The organism is Streptomyces iconiensis, assembly GCF_028657195.3.
GTDB classification, from domain to species: Bacteria; Actinomycetota; Actinomycetes; order Streptomycetales; family Streptomycetaceae; genus Streptomyces; species Streptomyces iconiensis.
Genome location: NZ_JANCPR020000001.1, coordinates 14,327 through 29,191 on the forward strand (window position 1 = coordinate 14,327; position 14,865 = coordinate 29,191).

Consider the following 14,865-nt stretch of genomic DNA (forward strand, 5'->3'; position numbering starts at 1 on the left):
GTGCGCGCCGCACCTGTACATGCCTGTGTTCAACCGTTGGGTGGCAAGAAGTTGCATCGACGCCAGTTCCTCCTCGGCGCCTCCGGCGTGGCCTCGGCTGCGGCCCTGGGGCTGACCTCCTGCGGCAGCGGGTCGGGCGGCGAGCGCCGGCTCAGCCTCCTCGCCGCGAGCTACGGCAAGAGCGTCGGCTCCGGTATCAACGAACAGTGGGACGGGTTCATCTCCGCGTTCGGCAAGAAGTACCCCGACATCAAGATCGACCTCGACCTGGTGCCTTTCACCCGTATCGACAAGGAGCTGGCCCGCCGCGTCAAGGAGGGCAAGGCGCCCGACCTGGCCCAGGGCAACGTCTTCGCGGGCTTCGCCGAGGACGGTGAGCTGTACCCGGCCGGCGAGTTGTTCCGGATTCCCGTACAGGCCGACTTCATCACCGCCTTCGCCAAGGCGGGCGAGGTCGACTTCGCGCAGTACGGCATACCGTTCCTCGCCAGCACCCCGCGCCTCTTCTACAACACCGCGCTCTTCAAGAAGGCCGGTATCAGCGGCCCGCCGCAGAGCTGGGACGAACTGCGCGAGGCGGCACTCGCGCTCAAGAAGTCCGGCGTCCCGACCCCCTACGGCCTCGCGCTGGGCCCCGAGGCCGCCGAGGACGAGGCCCTCGCCTGGATGCTGGCCGCCAACGGCGGCTACACCAGCACCGCCGGGTACGACTTCGTCAAGCCGGAGAACATCCACGCGCTCACCTGGCTGCGCACCCGCCTCGTCCAGGACGGACTCGCGGGCCCCGACCCCTCCTCGCTGACCCGCACCCGCGCCTACGAGGGCTTCCTCAAGGGCACCATCGGCATGATGAACGCCCACCCCGTGCTCCTGGGCACGGCGAAGAAGGCCAAGGTCCCCTTCGCGCACGCGCCCTTCCCCAAGGAGCACGGCGGCGCCGCGCCGCCCGTCGGGCTCTCCGACTGGCTGATGGCCTTCAGGAAGAACGGGCAGCGCGAGGAGTGCGCCACCTTCCTCAACTTCCTCTACGGGGTGAAATCGGCCCGCGAGTACGGCGGCGGCCAGGGCACCCTCCCGGTGACCACCTCGGCCTCCGAGGCACTGCGCACAGAGCCCTCGCAGCGTCCGCTGCGACCGTTCATCGACCAGATGCCGGACGCCGAATTCCAGCCACTGGGCCGCCGTACCTGGCCCGGGGTCAGGACCAGGATGCAGCGCTCCATCGGCAAGGCCGTCGCCAAGAAGGGCCCGGACCCCCGCTCCGTCCTCTCCTCCCTCCAGGTGGCGGCCGACACGGCGGAGAAGTCGGCCAACGCCGCCTAGAGCTCCGGGTGCGGGTGCCCGCCATGTGCCGATGGCGTCCTTACGTAGACTGGCCCGGTGAGCGACGAGCCCCAACCCCACGAACCCGATTCAGACCCGTTCGAGGAGATCGTCGGGGAGGAGACCGACCGAGACCCGGATCTTGCGGTGATCGAGGCCGGCAGCCGTACCCTGCGGGCCCAGGCGGGACCGCCTGACCCGGACGTGCCGGGCAGGCCCGAGGATCCCGAGGTGGACAGGGCGCTGCGGCAGGTCGAGGAGGAGCTGGCGACCCGCTGGGGCGAGACCAAGCTGGACCCGTCCGTCCAGCGCATCGCCGCGCTGGTCGACCTGCTGGGCGAGCCGCAGCGCGCCTATCCGTCGATCCACATCACGGGCACCAACGGAAAGACCACCACGGCCCGCATGATCGAGGCACTGCTGGGCGCCTTCGATCTGCGCGCGGGCCGCTACGCCTCGCCTCATGTGCAGTCGATCACCGAGCGGATCAGCGTCGACGGCGCCCCGCTGTCGGCCGAGCGGTTCATCGAGACGTACGAGGACATCAAGCCATACGTCGAGCTGGTGGACAGCCGCCAGGACTACCGCCTCTCCTTCTTCGAGGTGCTGACCGCGATGGCCTACGCGGCCTTCGCCGACGCGCCCGTCGACGTGGCCGTCGTCGAGGTCGGCATGGGCGGCACGTGGGACGCGACGAACGTCATCGACGCGTCCGTCGCCGTCGTCACCCCCATCTCCCTGGACCACACCGACCGGCTCGGCGAGACGCCCGAGGCGATCGCCGTCGAGAAGGCGGGCATCGTCAAGCCCGATGCCACGGTCGTGCTCGCACAGCAGCCGGTCGAGGCGGCCTCGGTGGTGCTGAAGAAGGCCGTCGAGGTGGACGCGACCGTCGCCCGCGAGGGCATGGAATTCGGCGTCACGGCAAGGGAGTTGGCCGTCGGCGGCCAGCAGCTCACCCTGCGCGGGCTCGGCGGCGAGTACACGGACATCTTCCTGCCGGTGCACGGTGCGCACATGGCACACAACGCCGCCGTGGCGCTCGCCGCCGTCGAGGCGTTCTTCGGCGTCGGCCAGCAGCACGCCCGCACCCTGGACGTGGACGTCGTACGCGAGGCGTTCGCCTCGGTCACCTCGCCGGGCCGCCTTGAACTTGTGCGCACCAGCCCCTCGGTGATCCTGGACGCGGCCCACAACCCGGGCGGCGCCCGCGCCACGGCCGAGGCACTCAGCGAGGCGTTCGGTTTCAGCCGTCTGATCGGCGTCGTCGCGCCGAGCAGCGACAAGGACGTAAGGGGCCTGCTGGAGGCGTTCGAACCGATCTTCCACGAACTCGTCGTCACCCGTAACTCCAGCCACCGCGCCATGGACGTGGACGAACTGGCCGGCATCGCCGTCGAGGTCTTCGGCGACGACCGCGTGCAGGTCGAGCCGCGGCTGGACGCGGCACTGGAGGAGGCGATCACGCTCTCCGAGCAGGAGAGCGAGTTCGCCGGGGCCGGGGTGCTGGTGACGGGTTCGGTCATCACGGTCGGTGAGGCCCGGATGCTGCTCGGAAGGGGAAGGAAGCGCTGATGCGGACCCTGTGCGCTTCCACGCTGATCGGGGAGTTCTTCGTCATCGGTTTCGCCGGACTGGTGGCGATGCAGACGAGTGATCTGTCCCAGGCCACGGTCTGGACGGTCAGCGGCATGGCCATGGCGCTGACCGTGCTGCTGTGCGGAATGATCACACGCCCCGGTGGCGTCCAGCTCGGCTGGGCGCTCCAGATCGCCCTGATCGCCAGCGGATTCGTCGTTCCGACGATGTTCTTCCTCGGCGCCTGCTTCGCCGGGCTGTGGTGGGCCAGCGTCCACTTCGGCAAGAAGATCGACGAGGCGAAGGCTCGCTTTGCCGCACAGGCCGCCGCCGAGAGCGGCCCTGAGCCGGACGCTGTGTGAACTGACCGCTCCTCACCCATGTAGCCTCTTCGCACCGCACGCATGCCCCCTTCACCGGAGTGGCACGGCGGTGGAGCGCCCGCAGTACACCCCAAGGAGCCCGCAACCATGAGCCAGCGCACCCTTGTCCTCCTGAAGCCCGACGCCGTACGCAGGGGTCTGATCGGCGAGATCGTCGGCCGTATCGAGAGCAAGGCGGACTGGCGTATCGCCGCGCTGGAGCTGCGTACGCTCGACAGGCCCACGCTGGAGCAGCACTACGCCGAGCACGAGGGCCGCCCGTTCTACGAACCGCTGATGGAGTTCATGGCCTCCGGCCCCTCCGTCGTGATGCTCGTCGAGGGCGAGCGCGTCATCGAGGGCGTCCGTACGCTGGCCGGCCCCACCGACCCGATCGCCGCCACCCCGGGCTCCATCCGCGGCGACTTCGGCACCATCGTGCGCGAGAACCTCATCCACGCCTCGGACTCCGAGGAGTCGGCCGAGCGGGAGACAAAGATTTTTTTCCCGGGTTTTGCCTGATCCCCGAACGACCGGGCGTGGGGCGCCTTCCGGTGCGAACCGGGGCAGGCGCTGACAGGATGTCACTCTCCGAGCGGGCCGTGGCCACGCATATGCGCGGCAGCTCGGGGGAACCCATCACTCCGACACGACGTCACCATTACGGGGGACGATCGGTGTTCCGCTGACAATGGCGGAGGAACCGTCTCTACGTGTTCGAGCAAGCGCGTCTACGATGGAACCCTCGCGCTCCTGCATACCGGCGCGTACACACCTCCTTCCGTAGCTCCACACCACATCGCCCCACTTGGAAGGCCAGACGCATCCATGGGAACCAACATGTCGTTCATCGGCCGTGATATGGCTGTCGACCTCGGGACCGCCAACACGCTGGTGTACGTCAGGGGTCGCGGGATCGTCCTCAACGAGCCGTCCGTCGTCGCGATCAACACCAACACGGGCGGAATCCTGGCGGTCGGCGCCGAGGCGAAGAAGATGATCGGCCGGACCCCCGGCAACATCGTGGCCGTACGCCCGCTGAAGGACGGCGTCATCGCCGACTTCGAAATCACGGAGCGCATGCTCCGCTACTTCATTCTCAAGATCCACAAGCGGCGCTATCTCGCCCGCCCCCGTGTGGTGGTGTGTGTTCCGTCCGGTATCACGGGCGTCGAGCGCCGTGCCGTCATCGAGGCGTCGACCCAGGCGGGTGCGCGGCAGGTGCACATCATCGAGGAACCGATGGCCGCCGCGATCGGCTCCGGGCTCCCGGTCCACGAGGCCACGGGCAACATGGTCGTGGACATCGGCGGTGGCACCACGGAGGTCGCCGTCATCTCGCTCGGCGGCATCGTCACGGCGCAGTCGATCCGGGTCGCGGGCGACGAGCTGGACAACGCGATCATCCAGCACATCAAGAAGGAGTACAGCCTTCTGCTCGGTGAGCGCAGCGCGGAGAGCATCAAGATCACCATCGGCTCGGCCCATGACATGGAGAAGGACGAGCACACCGAGATCCGCGGCCGTGACCTGGTCAGCGGGCTGCCCAAGACCGTGGTCATCTCGGCGGCCGAGGTACGCAAGGCCATCGAGGAGCCCGTCAACGCGATCGTCGACGCGGTCAAGACCACCCTCGACAAGTGCCCGCCCGAGCTGTCAGGCGATGTCATGGACCGTGGCATCGTGCTCACAGGCGGCGGCGCCCTGCTGCGCGGCCTGGACGAGCGGCTGCGCCGCGAGACCGGGATGCCCATCCACATCGCCGAGGATCCGCTGGACTCGGTGGCGCTCGGCTCGGGCAAGTGCGTCGAGGAGTTCGAGGCACTCCAGCAGGTTCTCGACGCCCAGCCGCGCCGCGGCTGAGCGGAACCCGCACCACCGGCGCCCCGGCAACGCCGGCGCCCGGCGCCTTCCGGCACCTGTACGGAGCACCTCGGCTGTACCGAAGCACACGACTGTACGGAAGAACACGACTTTCACGCGACGGGTCGTTCATCGCAGTGGCGGCCCCCGCCTTGCACCCCGCGGTCGCGGGGCTGCCCCACGAGAAAGGCACGGCCGCCGCACGTGAGGGACACACGAGAAAGCCGGCTGCTGCTCGTCCTGCTGATCGCCATCGCGTTCGCACTGATCACGGTGGATCTCAGAGGGGGCGAGCGGTCTCCGCTCGACGGTGCGCGGTCGGGGGCCGCCTCCGTACTGGGCCCGGTCGAGAACGGAGTGGCGTCGGCGGTCGATCCCGTCGGCAACGCGATCAGTGCCGTCCGCGACTCGGGTGAACGGCACAACAGGATCAGCAGTCTGGAACGGGAGAACGCGGCGCTCAAGCAGCAGCTCGGCTCCACCGACCGCAACCGCTCCCGCGCCAGGGAGCTGGACAAGCTCCTCAAGACCGCGGGCGCCGGGGGATACGGCGTCAAGGGCGCCCAGGTCGTCGCCATCGGCGCCGCACAGGGCTTCTCCTGGACCGTCACCCTCGACGCGGGCCGCGAGGACGGCATCAAGCGGGACATGACGGTGCTCAACGGCGAAGGACTCGTCGGCCGCGTCACCACCGTCGGCCCCTCCACCTCCACCGTCCTGCTCGCCAACGACCCCGACTTCACCGTCGGCACCCGTATGGAGGGGAGCAACGAGCTCGGCTTCGCCACCGGCAGGGGAGGCGGCGCGCTCAACGTCCAGCTGCTCAACGGCAAGGCCAAGGTGAAGAAGGGCGACCGGATGGTCACCTTCGGCTCCAGCGACGACAAGCCCTTCGTCCCCGGCGTCCCTGTCGGAGAGGTCACCAAGGTCAACCGGCACAAGGGCGACCTCACCAGGACCGTCAGCGTCCGCCCCTATGTCGGCTTCACCAAGCTCGACGTCGTCGGCATCGTCGTGCAGCCCCCGCGCAGCAACCCGCGCGACGAGGTCCTCCAGCCCAAGAAGCCGGCGAAGCCCAAACCCACCCCGACGGTGACTGTGACCGCCACCCCCGGCGGCGACCCGGCCGCCCCCAGGAGCTGACCGCCCGTGTACCTGAACCGGATCCTGCTCTCGGCCTCGCTCGTGGTCGTCGCCCTCATCGTCCAGGTCACCGTCCTCGCCAGACTCCAGCTCCCCGGTGCCGTACCCGATCTGCTGCTGCTCGTCGTGCTGGGCCTCGCGCTGGTGTACGGGCACACGGCGGGCGCGCTCATCGGCTTCTTCGCCGGGCTCCTCGCCGATATCGCGCCGCCCGCCGACCACGCCGTCGGCCGGTACGCGCTGGTGCTCTGCCTCGTCGGCTACGCCGCCGGGCTGACCCGCCCCGACAACGGCCAGCACCGGTCGGCGACCGTGCCCATGCTGGTCGTCGCCAGCGCCGCCATCAGCTCCACGCTGCTGTACGCGGGCGTCGGCGCGCTCGTCGGTGACACCGCGGCACGTCAGGTGGGGCTGACGGGGCTGCTGCTCACCGCGACGCTCTACGATCTGCTGCTCGCGCCGTTCACCGTGCCGGTGATCATGGCGCTCGCGCGGCGCTCCGAGAAGGATCCGCTGGCGGCCGAACCAGGGGGCGGAAGCGCCAGCGGCGGCGAACGCGCGAACAGCTGGCTCACCTCGGGAGTCACCCTTGGCTCCTCCGGCGGCACGATCTTCGGCAAGGGCAGGGTGGGCCGTACGGGGAAGCCGGGCCGCCTCGGCGGTCAGCGCGCCGGGCTGCTGGGCCGCTCGGCACGGAACAAGGCGGGCAGGATCAAGGGGGTAAAGCGCCTGTGACCAATATCCCGGAGACCGGCCGTACCCCCCGCGTCACCATCCGCCTGATCGCCATTCAGATCCTCGTGCTCTCGCTGCTGCTGACCCTGGGCGGACGGCTGTGGTACCTCCAGATCCGCAACGGTGACGAGTACGAGAAGGAGGCGGCGGGCAACCACGTCCAGCAGGTCGTCGAGCCCGCCGTACGCGGCTCCATCCTCGACGCCCGCGGCGTGCCGATCGCCGACAACGAGACCCGCCTGGTCGTCTCGGCCTCCCGTACCGAGCTGATGAAGATGGACGACGAGGGCAAGGCGGTGCTCGAACGGCTCGCCAAGGTCCTGGGCATGGCGCCCAAGACCGTCAAGGAGAAGGTCAGGCTCTGCGACGCCAAGACCCCGCAGCCCTGCTGGAACGGCTCCCCCTACCAGCCGATCCCGGTCACCGACGACGTCAAGCCCGAGCAGGCGCTCCAGATCCGCGAGCGCTCCGAGGACTTCCCCGGCATCACGGCCGAGCCCGCCGCCGTGCGTCGTTACCCCGCGCCGAACAAAGCCAACACCTCGCAGGCGCTCGGCTACCTCTCGCCCGTCAGCGACGAGGAGATCGAGAAGGCCAAGGACACCGACTCGCCCTTCCTGCCCGCCGACGAGATCGGCCGCTCCGGCCTTGAACGCTCCTACGACGCCAAGCTGCGCGGCAGTTCGGGCGTGACGCGCTACGAGGTGGACAACCTCGGCCGCGTCATGGGCCGCGCCAAGAGCGACAAGGCCAAGCCGGGCGCGAACCTCGTCACCTCGCTCGACTCGCGCGTACAGGCCGTCTCCGAGAAGCAGCTGGACCAGGCGATGAAGGCCGCGCGCACGGAGTTCGACAAGAACACGGGGCGCAACTACAAGGCGGACGCGGGCGCCGTCGTCGTGATGGAGAACAAGACGGGCCGCGTCGTCTCCATGGCCTCCAACCCGGAGTACGACCCCAACGCCTGGGTCGGCGGCATCTCCGGCAAGGAGTACGCCAAGCTGACCGGCAAGAAGTCCAACTACCCGCTGCTGAACCGCTCCATCCAGGGCCTCGCGGCGCCCGGTTCGATCTTCAAGGTCATCCCGACGGCCGCCGCGGTCAAGGCGGGCTACGACTTCAACGGCGGCTACGACTGCGCCTCCTCGTACGAGGTCGGCGGCCAGGTCTTCAAGAACTTCGAGTCCAAGGGCTACGGCACCATCGACCTGGGCCGCGCGCTGGAGGTCTCCTGCGACACCGTGTTCTACGACCTCGCCTACAAGCAGTGGAAGAAGGACGGCGGAAACACGCCCAAGAAGGGCGCCAAGGACTGGTTCTACAAGACGGCGCACCAGTTCGGTCTGGGCAAGAAGACCGGCATCGACCTCCCCAACGAGGTCGAGGGCCGCGTCCCCGACCGCAAGTGGAAGAAGGAGTACTGGGAGGCCAACAAGGACGCCTGGTGCAAGCAGGCCAAGGACCCCTCGGACTACGCGGGGAAGATCGCCCGCGAGAACTGCGTCTCCGGCATGAAGATGCGCGCCGGTGACAGCGTCAACTACTCCATCGGACAGGGCGACACCCTCGTCACACCCATCCAGATGGCCACCATCTACGGGGCGCTCGGCAACGGCGGCACGATGTACGACCCCACGCTCGGCAAGGCGATCGTCAGCGCCGACGGCAAGTCCGTCAACGAGATCAAGCCTTCCCCGCACGGCAAGCTGCCCATGAGCGGCAAGACGCTCAAGCAGATGGACCAGGCGCTCCAGGGTGTTGCCACCCGGGGCTCGGCCGCCTGGCGGTTCGGCCAGGCCGGCTGGCCCCAGGACAAGATCAAGATGCGCGCCAAGACCGGTACGGCCGAGGTCGCGGGCAAGCAGACCACCTCCTGGCTCGCCACCTACACCGACGACTTCACGGTCGTGATGACGATCTCCCAGGGTGGTACCGGCTCCGGCGCCTCGGGACCCGCCGTGCGCAAGATCTACGACGCGCTCTACGGCGTCGGCAGCGACGGCAGCGTCGACAAGAAGAAGGCGCTGCTCAGCAAGCCGCAGACCAAGCTGCCGAAGATCGACAAGGACGGTGCCATCGAGGCGCAGCGCGACAAGAAGCCCGTGGCCGAGGGCGCCAGGCCCGAAGCGGGCGAGGCGAGCGGACAGCCTGCGCGCCGCGAGGGCGAGGGTGGCGACCAGCCGCCCGTACCCGATACCGGCGGCCCGCCGGGCAACGGCCAACCCGGCAACGGTGCGGCTCCCGGCGACGGCGCGACCCCCGCGCAGCACGTACGGGGCACGCGGGACGAGGCCGGTGAGCGCCCATGAGCACCCGTTCGTTCTCCCTGGCCGGCTACGGGCCGCGCCGGCGCTCCGCCTGGAGCAGGCTGACGGCCCGCGACTCCGTCGTCTGGCGGCTCGACTGGATCATGCTGCTGGCCGGGACGGCGCTGGCCGTCATCGGCTCGCTGCTCGTCTACTCAGCCACCCGTAACCGCACCGAGCTGAACCAGGGCGACCCGCACTACTTCCTGTTCCGGCACGTCGTCAGCCTCGTCATCGGCATCGCGCTGATGGGAGGCGTCGTCTGGCTCGGCCACCGCAGGCTGCGCAGCGTCGTGCCCGTGCTCTACAGCGTCGCCGTGCTGCTCGCCATCTGTGTGCTCACCCCGCTCGGCGCCACCATCAACGGCTCCCGCGCCTGGCTGAACCTGGGCGGCGGATTCACCATCCAGCCCGCCGAGTTCATCAAGATCACGGTGATCCTGGGCATGGCGATGCTGCTGGCGGCCAAGGTCGACGCCGGCGACCGTACGTACCCCGACCACCGCACCGTCGTGCACGCGCTCGGTATGGCCCTGCTGCCGATCGCGGTCATCATGCTGATGCCGGACCTCGGCTCCGTGATGGTGCTGGTCGTCATCGTGCTGGCCGTGCTGCTGGCCTCGGGCGCCTCCAACCGCTGGATCCTCGGCCTCGGCCTCGCGGGCACCCTCGGCGCCGTACTGATCTGGGCACTCGGGCTGCTCGACGAGTACCAGATCAACCGCTTCGCGGCCTTCGCCAACCCCGCGCTCGACCCCGCGGGCGTCGGCTACAACACCAACCAGGCACGCATCGCGATCGGCTCCGGCGGGCTCACGGGCAAGGGCCTCTTCGAAGGGACCCAGACCACGGGCCAGTTCGTCCCCGAACAGCAGACGGACTTCGTCTTCACGGTCGCGGGGGAGGAGCTGGGCTTCGTCGGCGGTGGGCTCATCCTCGTCCTGCTCGGCATCGTCATCTGGCGTGCCTGCCGCATCGCACGCGAGTCCACCGAGCTGTACAGCACCATCGTCGCCGCGGGCATCATCGCCTGGTTCGCCTTCCAGGCGTTCGAGAACATCGGGATGACCCTGGGCATCATGCCCGTCGCCGGCCTCCCGCTGCCCTTCGTCTCGTACGGAGGCACCTCGATGTTCGCGGTATGGATCGCGGTGGGGTTGCTCCAGTCGATCCGGACACAGAAACCCATAGCCGCATAGCCGCATAGCCGCGCAGCCGCACAGCCCGGCGGCCCGCGACGCATGACGCCGCGTGCCCGCCGGACGATGTGTTCGGTTCCGTTCCCATTGCCGGGAACGCGCAGGGGATTTACGTTCCCCGCATGGTGGACGTTGTGCGGGAGATCGAGCGCAAATACGAGCCAGAGGACGGCGGCCGTCCGGCAGCGCTGCCCGACCTCGACGGGCTGCCCGGCGTGGACTCCGTCGCCGAGGACGAGCCCGTCGCGCTGGACGCGACCTACTACGACACCGAGGACCAGCGGCTCGCCGCCACGGGCGTCACCCTCCGTCGCCGCACAGGCGGCGGCGACGAGGGCTGGCACCTCAAGCTGCCGGCCGATCCGGGCGACCCCGGCATCAGGGACGAGATCCAGGCGCCCCCGGCCGACGAACTCCCGCTCGCGCTCGCCGCACTCGTCCGCTCCCGCGTCCGCAGCGCGCCCCTCGTCCCCCTGCTGCGGCTGCGCCAGCGCCGTACCGTACGGCGTCTCCTGGACGCGGAAGGCGGCACGCTCGTCGAGGTCGGCCTCGACGAGGTGAGCGCCGAGCGCTACGGGCCGGGAGGGCGCACCGCCGAGTGGACCGAGGTCGAGGCCGAACTCGGCCAGGGCCGGGACCCCGCGCTCCTGGACGCCGTCGAGGCGCGGCTCACCGCTGACGGCAGCGGACTGCGCCGCTCCAGCTCACCGTCCAAGCTGCGCCGAGCCCTCACCGAGACGGCGCCAGGAGGCAACGGCGTGCCCGTCCCCGAGGTCACGCTCACCGCGGGAGACGTGGTGCTCCGCTACGTGCGGACGCAGGTGAGCGCGATCGTCGAGCTGGACCCGGCCGTACGGCGTGACGTGTACGACTCCGTGCACCGCATGCGCGTCGCCACCCGGCGGCTGCGCGGCGCCTTCCGCTCCTACGGGCGCGTCCTCGACCGCACCGTCACCGACCCGCTGGGCGAGGAACTGAAGTGGCTCGCCGGTGAACTGGGCGCCGACCGCGACCAGGAGGTGCTCACAGCGCGCCTCACCGAGCACCTGACCGTGCTCCCCAAGGTGCAGCAACTCGGGCCCGTACGCGGCAGGTTGCGCACCTTCACGCACGCCAGGCGCACCGGTTCGCGCCGCCACCTGCTGGCCGTACTCGACGGCGCCCGCTATCTCGCCCTGCTCGAAGCCCTCGCCGCGCTGCTCGCCCACCCGCCCCTGCGTGCCCCCGCCACGCGTGAGCCCGGAGCCGTGCTCGCCCGCGCGGTGCGGCGTGACCAAGACCGGCTCGCCCGGCACATCGGCGAGGCGCTCGCGGCGCCGCCGGGGCCGGGGCGCGATCTCGCCCTGCACGACGCGCGCAAGGCCGCGAAGCGTGTGCGGTACGCGGCGGAGGCGGCGAGGCCCGTGTTCGGCCGCGAGGCGAAGCGGTTCGCCTCGCGGATCACGGAGTTGCAGGAGCTGCTGGGCGACCACCAGGACAGCGTGCTGGCCCGTACGGCCCTGCGGGACCTGGCGCTCCAGGCCCATGAAGCGGGGGAACACTCCTTCACCTACGGCGTGCTGTACGCGTGGGAGTGCGAGCGTGCCGCCGCACGGGAGACGGAGCTGCCGGTGCTGTGGTCCGCGATCCTGCGCGAGCCGGCCCTCGGCGCCTGAGCACGAGCGCGAGCCGTTCTCCGCCGGGAGCGCCGGCCGGCCCCGTAAGCGGCGAACGGAAGCGGCGGGAAGGATCAGGCGCCCCGCGGGCCGCTGCGCCGGCCCTGAGGCGGTTACGCTGGAGGACTGCCCCCCGCCCTCGTACGAAAGCGCGCCGAAATGCCCGTCGAGTCGGTCTTCCCACAGCTTGAGGCCCTCCTCCCGCACGTTCAGAAGCCGATCCAGTACGTAGGTGGCGAGCTGAACTCCACCGTCAAGGACTGGGAGGAGACCGACGTCCGCTGGGCACTCATGTACCCGGACGCGTACGAGGTCGGTCTGCCCAACCAGGGCGTCATGATCCTGTACGAGGTGCTCAACGAGCGCGAGGGCGTCCTCGCGGAGCGTACGTACAGCGTCTGGCCCGACCTGGAGAAGCTGATGCGGGAGCACGGTGTCCCGCAGTTCACCGTGGACGCGCACCGCCCCGTCGGCGCCTTCGACGTGTTCGGCGTCTCCTTCTCCACGGAGCTGGGCTACACCAACCTGCTCACGGCCCTCGAACTCGCGGACATCCCGCTGGAGTCCAAGGACCGCACCGTCGACCATCCCATCGTCATGGCGGGCGGCCACGCGGCGTTCAACCCGGAACCTGTCGCCGACTTCATCGACGTCGCGGTCATCGGCGACGGCGAGCAGGCGGTACTGGAGGTCTCCGAGATCATCCGCGCCTGGAAGGCCGAGGGCCGGCCGGGCGGGCGCGACGAGTTGCTGCTGCGGCTGGCCAAGACCGGCGGCGTGTACGTACCGCGCTTCTACGACGTCGAGTACCTTCCCGACGGCCGGATCTCGCGCGTCATCCCCAACCGCAGCGGTGTGCCGTGGCGGGTCTCCAAGCACACCGTCATGGACCTGGACGAGTGGCCGTACCCGAAGCAGCCGCTCGTGCCGCTCGCCGAGACCGTGCACGAGCGGATGTCGGTGGAGATCTTCCGCGGCTGCACCCGCGGCTGCCGCTTCTGCCAGGCGGGAATGATCACGCGCCCGGTGCGCGAGCGGTCCATCACGGGCATCGGCGACATGGTCGACAAGGGGCTCAAGAACACCGGCTTCGAAGAGGTCGGACTGCTCTCGCTCTCCTCGGCCGACCACAGCGAGATCGGCGACATCGCCAAGGGCCTCGCCGACCGCTACGAAGAGGACAAGGTCGGTCTGTCCCTGCCCTCGACCCGCGTCGACGCGTTCAACATCGACCTCGCCAACGAGCTCACCCGCAACGGCCGCCGCTCAGGGCTCACCTTCGCTCCCGAGGGCGGCAGCGAGCGCATCCGTAAGGTCATCAACAAGATGGTCTCGGAAGAAGACCTGATCCGTACGGTCGCCACCGCGTACGGCAACGGCTGGCGGCAGGTGAAGCTCTACTTCATGTGCGGGCTGCCCACCGAGACCGACGAGGACGTCCTCCAGATCGGCGACATGGCCGTCAACGTCATCGCCAAGGGCCGCGAGGTCGCCCAGTCCAACGACATCCGCTGCACCGTCTCCATCGGCGGCTTCGTACCCAAGCCGCACACGCCCTTCCAGTGGGCGCCGCAGCTGTCGGCCGAGGAGACGGACGTACGGCTCGGGAAGCTGCGCGACAAGATCCGCGGCGACAAGAAGTACGGGCGCTCCATCGGCTTCCGCTACCACGACGGCAAGCCCGGCATCGTCGAGGGCCTTCTCTCGCGCGGCGACCGCCGCGTCGGCGCGGTCATCCGCGAGGTCTACGAGCGGGGCGGGCGCTTCGACGGCTGGCGCGAGTACTTCTCGTACGACCTGTGGATGCGGTCCGCCGCCGCGACCCTGCCGCAGCAGGGCGTCGACGTCGACTGGTACACCACGCGCGAGCGCACCTACGAGGAGGTCCTGCCCTGGGACCACCTCGACTCAGGGCTCGACAAGGACTGGCTCTGGGAGGACTGGCAGGACGCCCTCGACGAGACCGAGGTCCCCGACTGCCGCTGGGACCCCTGCTTCGACTGCGGCGTGTGCCCCCAGCTCGACCTGGACATCCAGGTCGGCCCGACCGGCAAGAAGCTGCTGCCGCTGACGGTCGTCAAGTAGCCGGGGGACGGTCCGCCGCCCGCCGGGTGTCATAGTTGCGGATGCCCACACTGATTGCCCCGACCATCGAAGTCCGGTCCTCCTTCCTCGCCGCGATGCGTGAGTTCGAGGCGGAGACCGGGGGCGCCGACAACGACAATTCGATGGTCGGCGAGGAGATGCGCGAGTACGCCGCCGCATGGGAGACCGAGGACGGGTTCCGCGCCTACCTTGCCCGGCTCAGAGAGGCGGAGGACGAACGCACGCCCTGGCAGGACGGCTCCGTCGGATGCACCACGCTGTGGTGGGTCGAGGACACCGAGTACGTCGGCCGTATCGCGATCCGCCACGAACTCTCGCCCGGGCTGCTGGAGGTCGGCGGCCACATCGGCTACGACGTACGCCCCTCGGCCCGCCGCAGGGGCCACGCCACGGCCCTCCTGCGCGCGGCGTTCCCGCACATCCGGGCGCTCGGCATCGACAAGGCCCTGATCACCTGCGACACCGGCAACGTCGCCTCGCGCAAGGTGATCGAGGCGTGCGGGGGCGTCCTGGAGGACGAACGCCACGGCAAGCTCCGCTACTGGGTCGACCCGTCCTGACCGGGACTTGAACCCGCTCCGGCCCGGCCCGGTCA

Annotated in this window: 12 protein-coding genes; all 12 read left to right on the forward strand. The window is 69.7% G+C overall.

The annotated features are described in order from the left end of the window. Nucleotides 1-51 precede the first annotated feature (51 nt). The 12 genes from NMN56_RS00065 (at nucleotide 52) to NMN56_RS00120 (ending at nucleotide 14,830) form a co-directional block, all read left to right on the forward strand. Nucleotides 52-1,323 carry an extracellular solute-binding protein gene (locus NMN56_RS00065; RefSeq protein ID WP_274039938.1) on the forward strand — a complete coding sequence of 424 codons (1,272 nt, stop codon included), beginning with the start codon at nucleotides 52-54 and terminating at the stop codon, nucleotides 1,321-1,323. Between the two features lie 57 nt (nucleotides 1,324-1,380). Then, entirely contained in the window at nucleotides 1,381-2,898 is a 1,518-nt protein-coding gene (gene folC, locus NMN56_RS00070; protein WP_274039937.1) for a bifunctional tetrahydrofolate synthase/dihydrofolate synthase, read from the forward strand. Continuing rightward, on the forward strand, nucleotides 2,898-3,263 hold the full coding sequence (locus NMN56_RS00075; RefSeq protein WP_274039936.1) for a DUF4233 domain-containing protein: 366 nt from the start codon (nucleotides 2,898-2,900) through the stop codon (nucleotides 3,261-3,263). Before folC ends, NMN56_RS00075 begins: the two co-directional genes overlap by 1 nt. 108 nt (nucleotides 3,264-3,371) lie before the next feature. Beyond that, complete coding sequence (gene ndk / locus NMN56_RS00080; RefSeq protein WP_274039935.1) at nucleotides 3,372-3,785, forward strand: nucleoside-diphosphate kinase; 414 nt, start codon at nucleotides 3,372-3,374, stop codon at nucleotides 3,783-3,785. 318 nt (nucleotides 3,786-4,103) lie between these two features. Beyond that, on the forward strand, nucleotides 4,104-5,126 hold the full coding sequence (locus NMN56_RS00085; protein WP_274040013.1) for a rod shape-determining protein: 1,023 nt from the start codon (nucleotides 4,104-4,106) through the stop codon (nucleotides 5,124-5,126). A 204-nt stretch (nucleotides 5,127-5,330) separates the two neighbouring features. After that, a complete protein-coding gene (mreC, locus tag NMN56_RS00090; RefSeq protein WP_274039934.1) occupies nucleotides 5,331-6,269 on the forward strand; it encodes a rod shape-determining protein MreC in 939 nt (312 codons plus the stop codon). Nucleotides 6,270-6,275: 6 nt separating this feature from the next. Further along, entirely contained in the window at nucleotides 6,276-7,004 is a 729-nt protein-coding gene (gene mreD / locus NMN56_RS00095) for a rod shape-determining protein MreD (protein WP_274039933.1), read from the forward strand. Next, entirely contained in the window at nucleotides 7,001-9,313 is a 2,313-nt protein-coding gene (gene mrdA / locus NMN56_RS00100; protein ID WP_274039932.1) for a penicillin-binding protein 2, read from the forward strand. Before mreD ends, mrdA begins: the two co-directional genes overlap by 4 nt. After that, nucleotides 9,310-10,509, forward strand: coding sequence for a rod shape-determining protein RodA (gene rodA / locus NMN56_RS00105; protein WP_274039931.1), 1,200 nt, complete (start codon nucleotides 9,310-9,312; stop codon nucleotides 10,507-10,509). Before mrdA ends, rodA begins: the two co-directional genes overlap by 4 nt. A gap of 122 nt (nucleotides 10,510-10,631) precedes the next feature. Then, on the forward strand, nucleotides 10,632-12,164 hold the full coding sequence (locus NMN56_RS00110; protein ID WP_274039930.1) for a CYTH and CHAD domain-containing protein: 1,533 nt from the start codon (nucleotides 10,632-10,634) through the stop codon (nucleotides 12,162-12,164). 159 nt (nucleotides 12,165-12,323) lie between these two features. Further along, nucleotides 12,324-14,249 (forward strand): TIGR03960 family B12-binding radical SAM protein, encoded by a 1,926-nt coding sequence (locus tag NMN56_RS00115; protein WP_274039929.1) that lies wholly within the window; start codon nucleotides 12,324-12,326, stop codon nucleotides 14,247-14,249. A 41-nt stretch (nucleotides 14,250-14,290) separates the two neighbouring features. Beyond that, complete coding sequence (locus NMN56_RS00120; RefSeq protein ID WP_274039928.1) at nucleotides 14,291-14,830, forward strand: GNAT family N-acetyltransferase; 540 nt, start codon at nucleotides 14,291-14,293, stop codon at nucleotides 14,828-14,830. Nucleotides 14,831-14,865 lie beyond the last annotated feature (35 nt).

Bases quoted from the DNA above. Each gene is read 5' to 3' on its own strand.
- NMN56_RS00115 (WP_274039929.1), top strand. From the start codon at position 12,324: ATGCCCGTCGAGTCGGTCTTCCCACAGCTTGAGGCCCTCCTCCCGCAC.
- NMN56_RS00085 (WP_274040013.1), top strand. From the start codon at position 4,104: ATGTCGTTCATCGGCCGTGATATGGCTGTCGACCTCGGGACCGCCAAC.
- NMN56_RS00075 (WP_274039936.1), top strand. From the start codon at position 2,898: ATGCGGACCCTGTGCGCTTCCACGCTGATCGGGGAGTTCTTCGTCATC.
- NMN56_RS00120 (WP_274039928.1), top strand. From the start codon at position 14,291: ATGCCCACACTGATTGCCCCGACCATCGAAGTCCGGTCCTCCTTCCTC.
- NMN56_RS00110 (WP_274039930.1), top strand. From the start codon at position 10,632: ATGGTGGACGTTGTGCGGGAGATCGAGCGCAAATACGAGCCAGAGGAC.
- rodA (WP_274039931.1), top strand. From the start codon at position 9,310: ATGAGCACCCGTTCGTTCTCCCTGGCCGGCTACGGGCCGCGCCGGCGC.
- ndk (WP_274039935.1), top strand. From the start codon at position 3,372: ATGAGCCAGCGCACCCTTGTCCTCCTGAAGCCCGACGCCGTACGCAGG.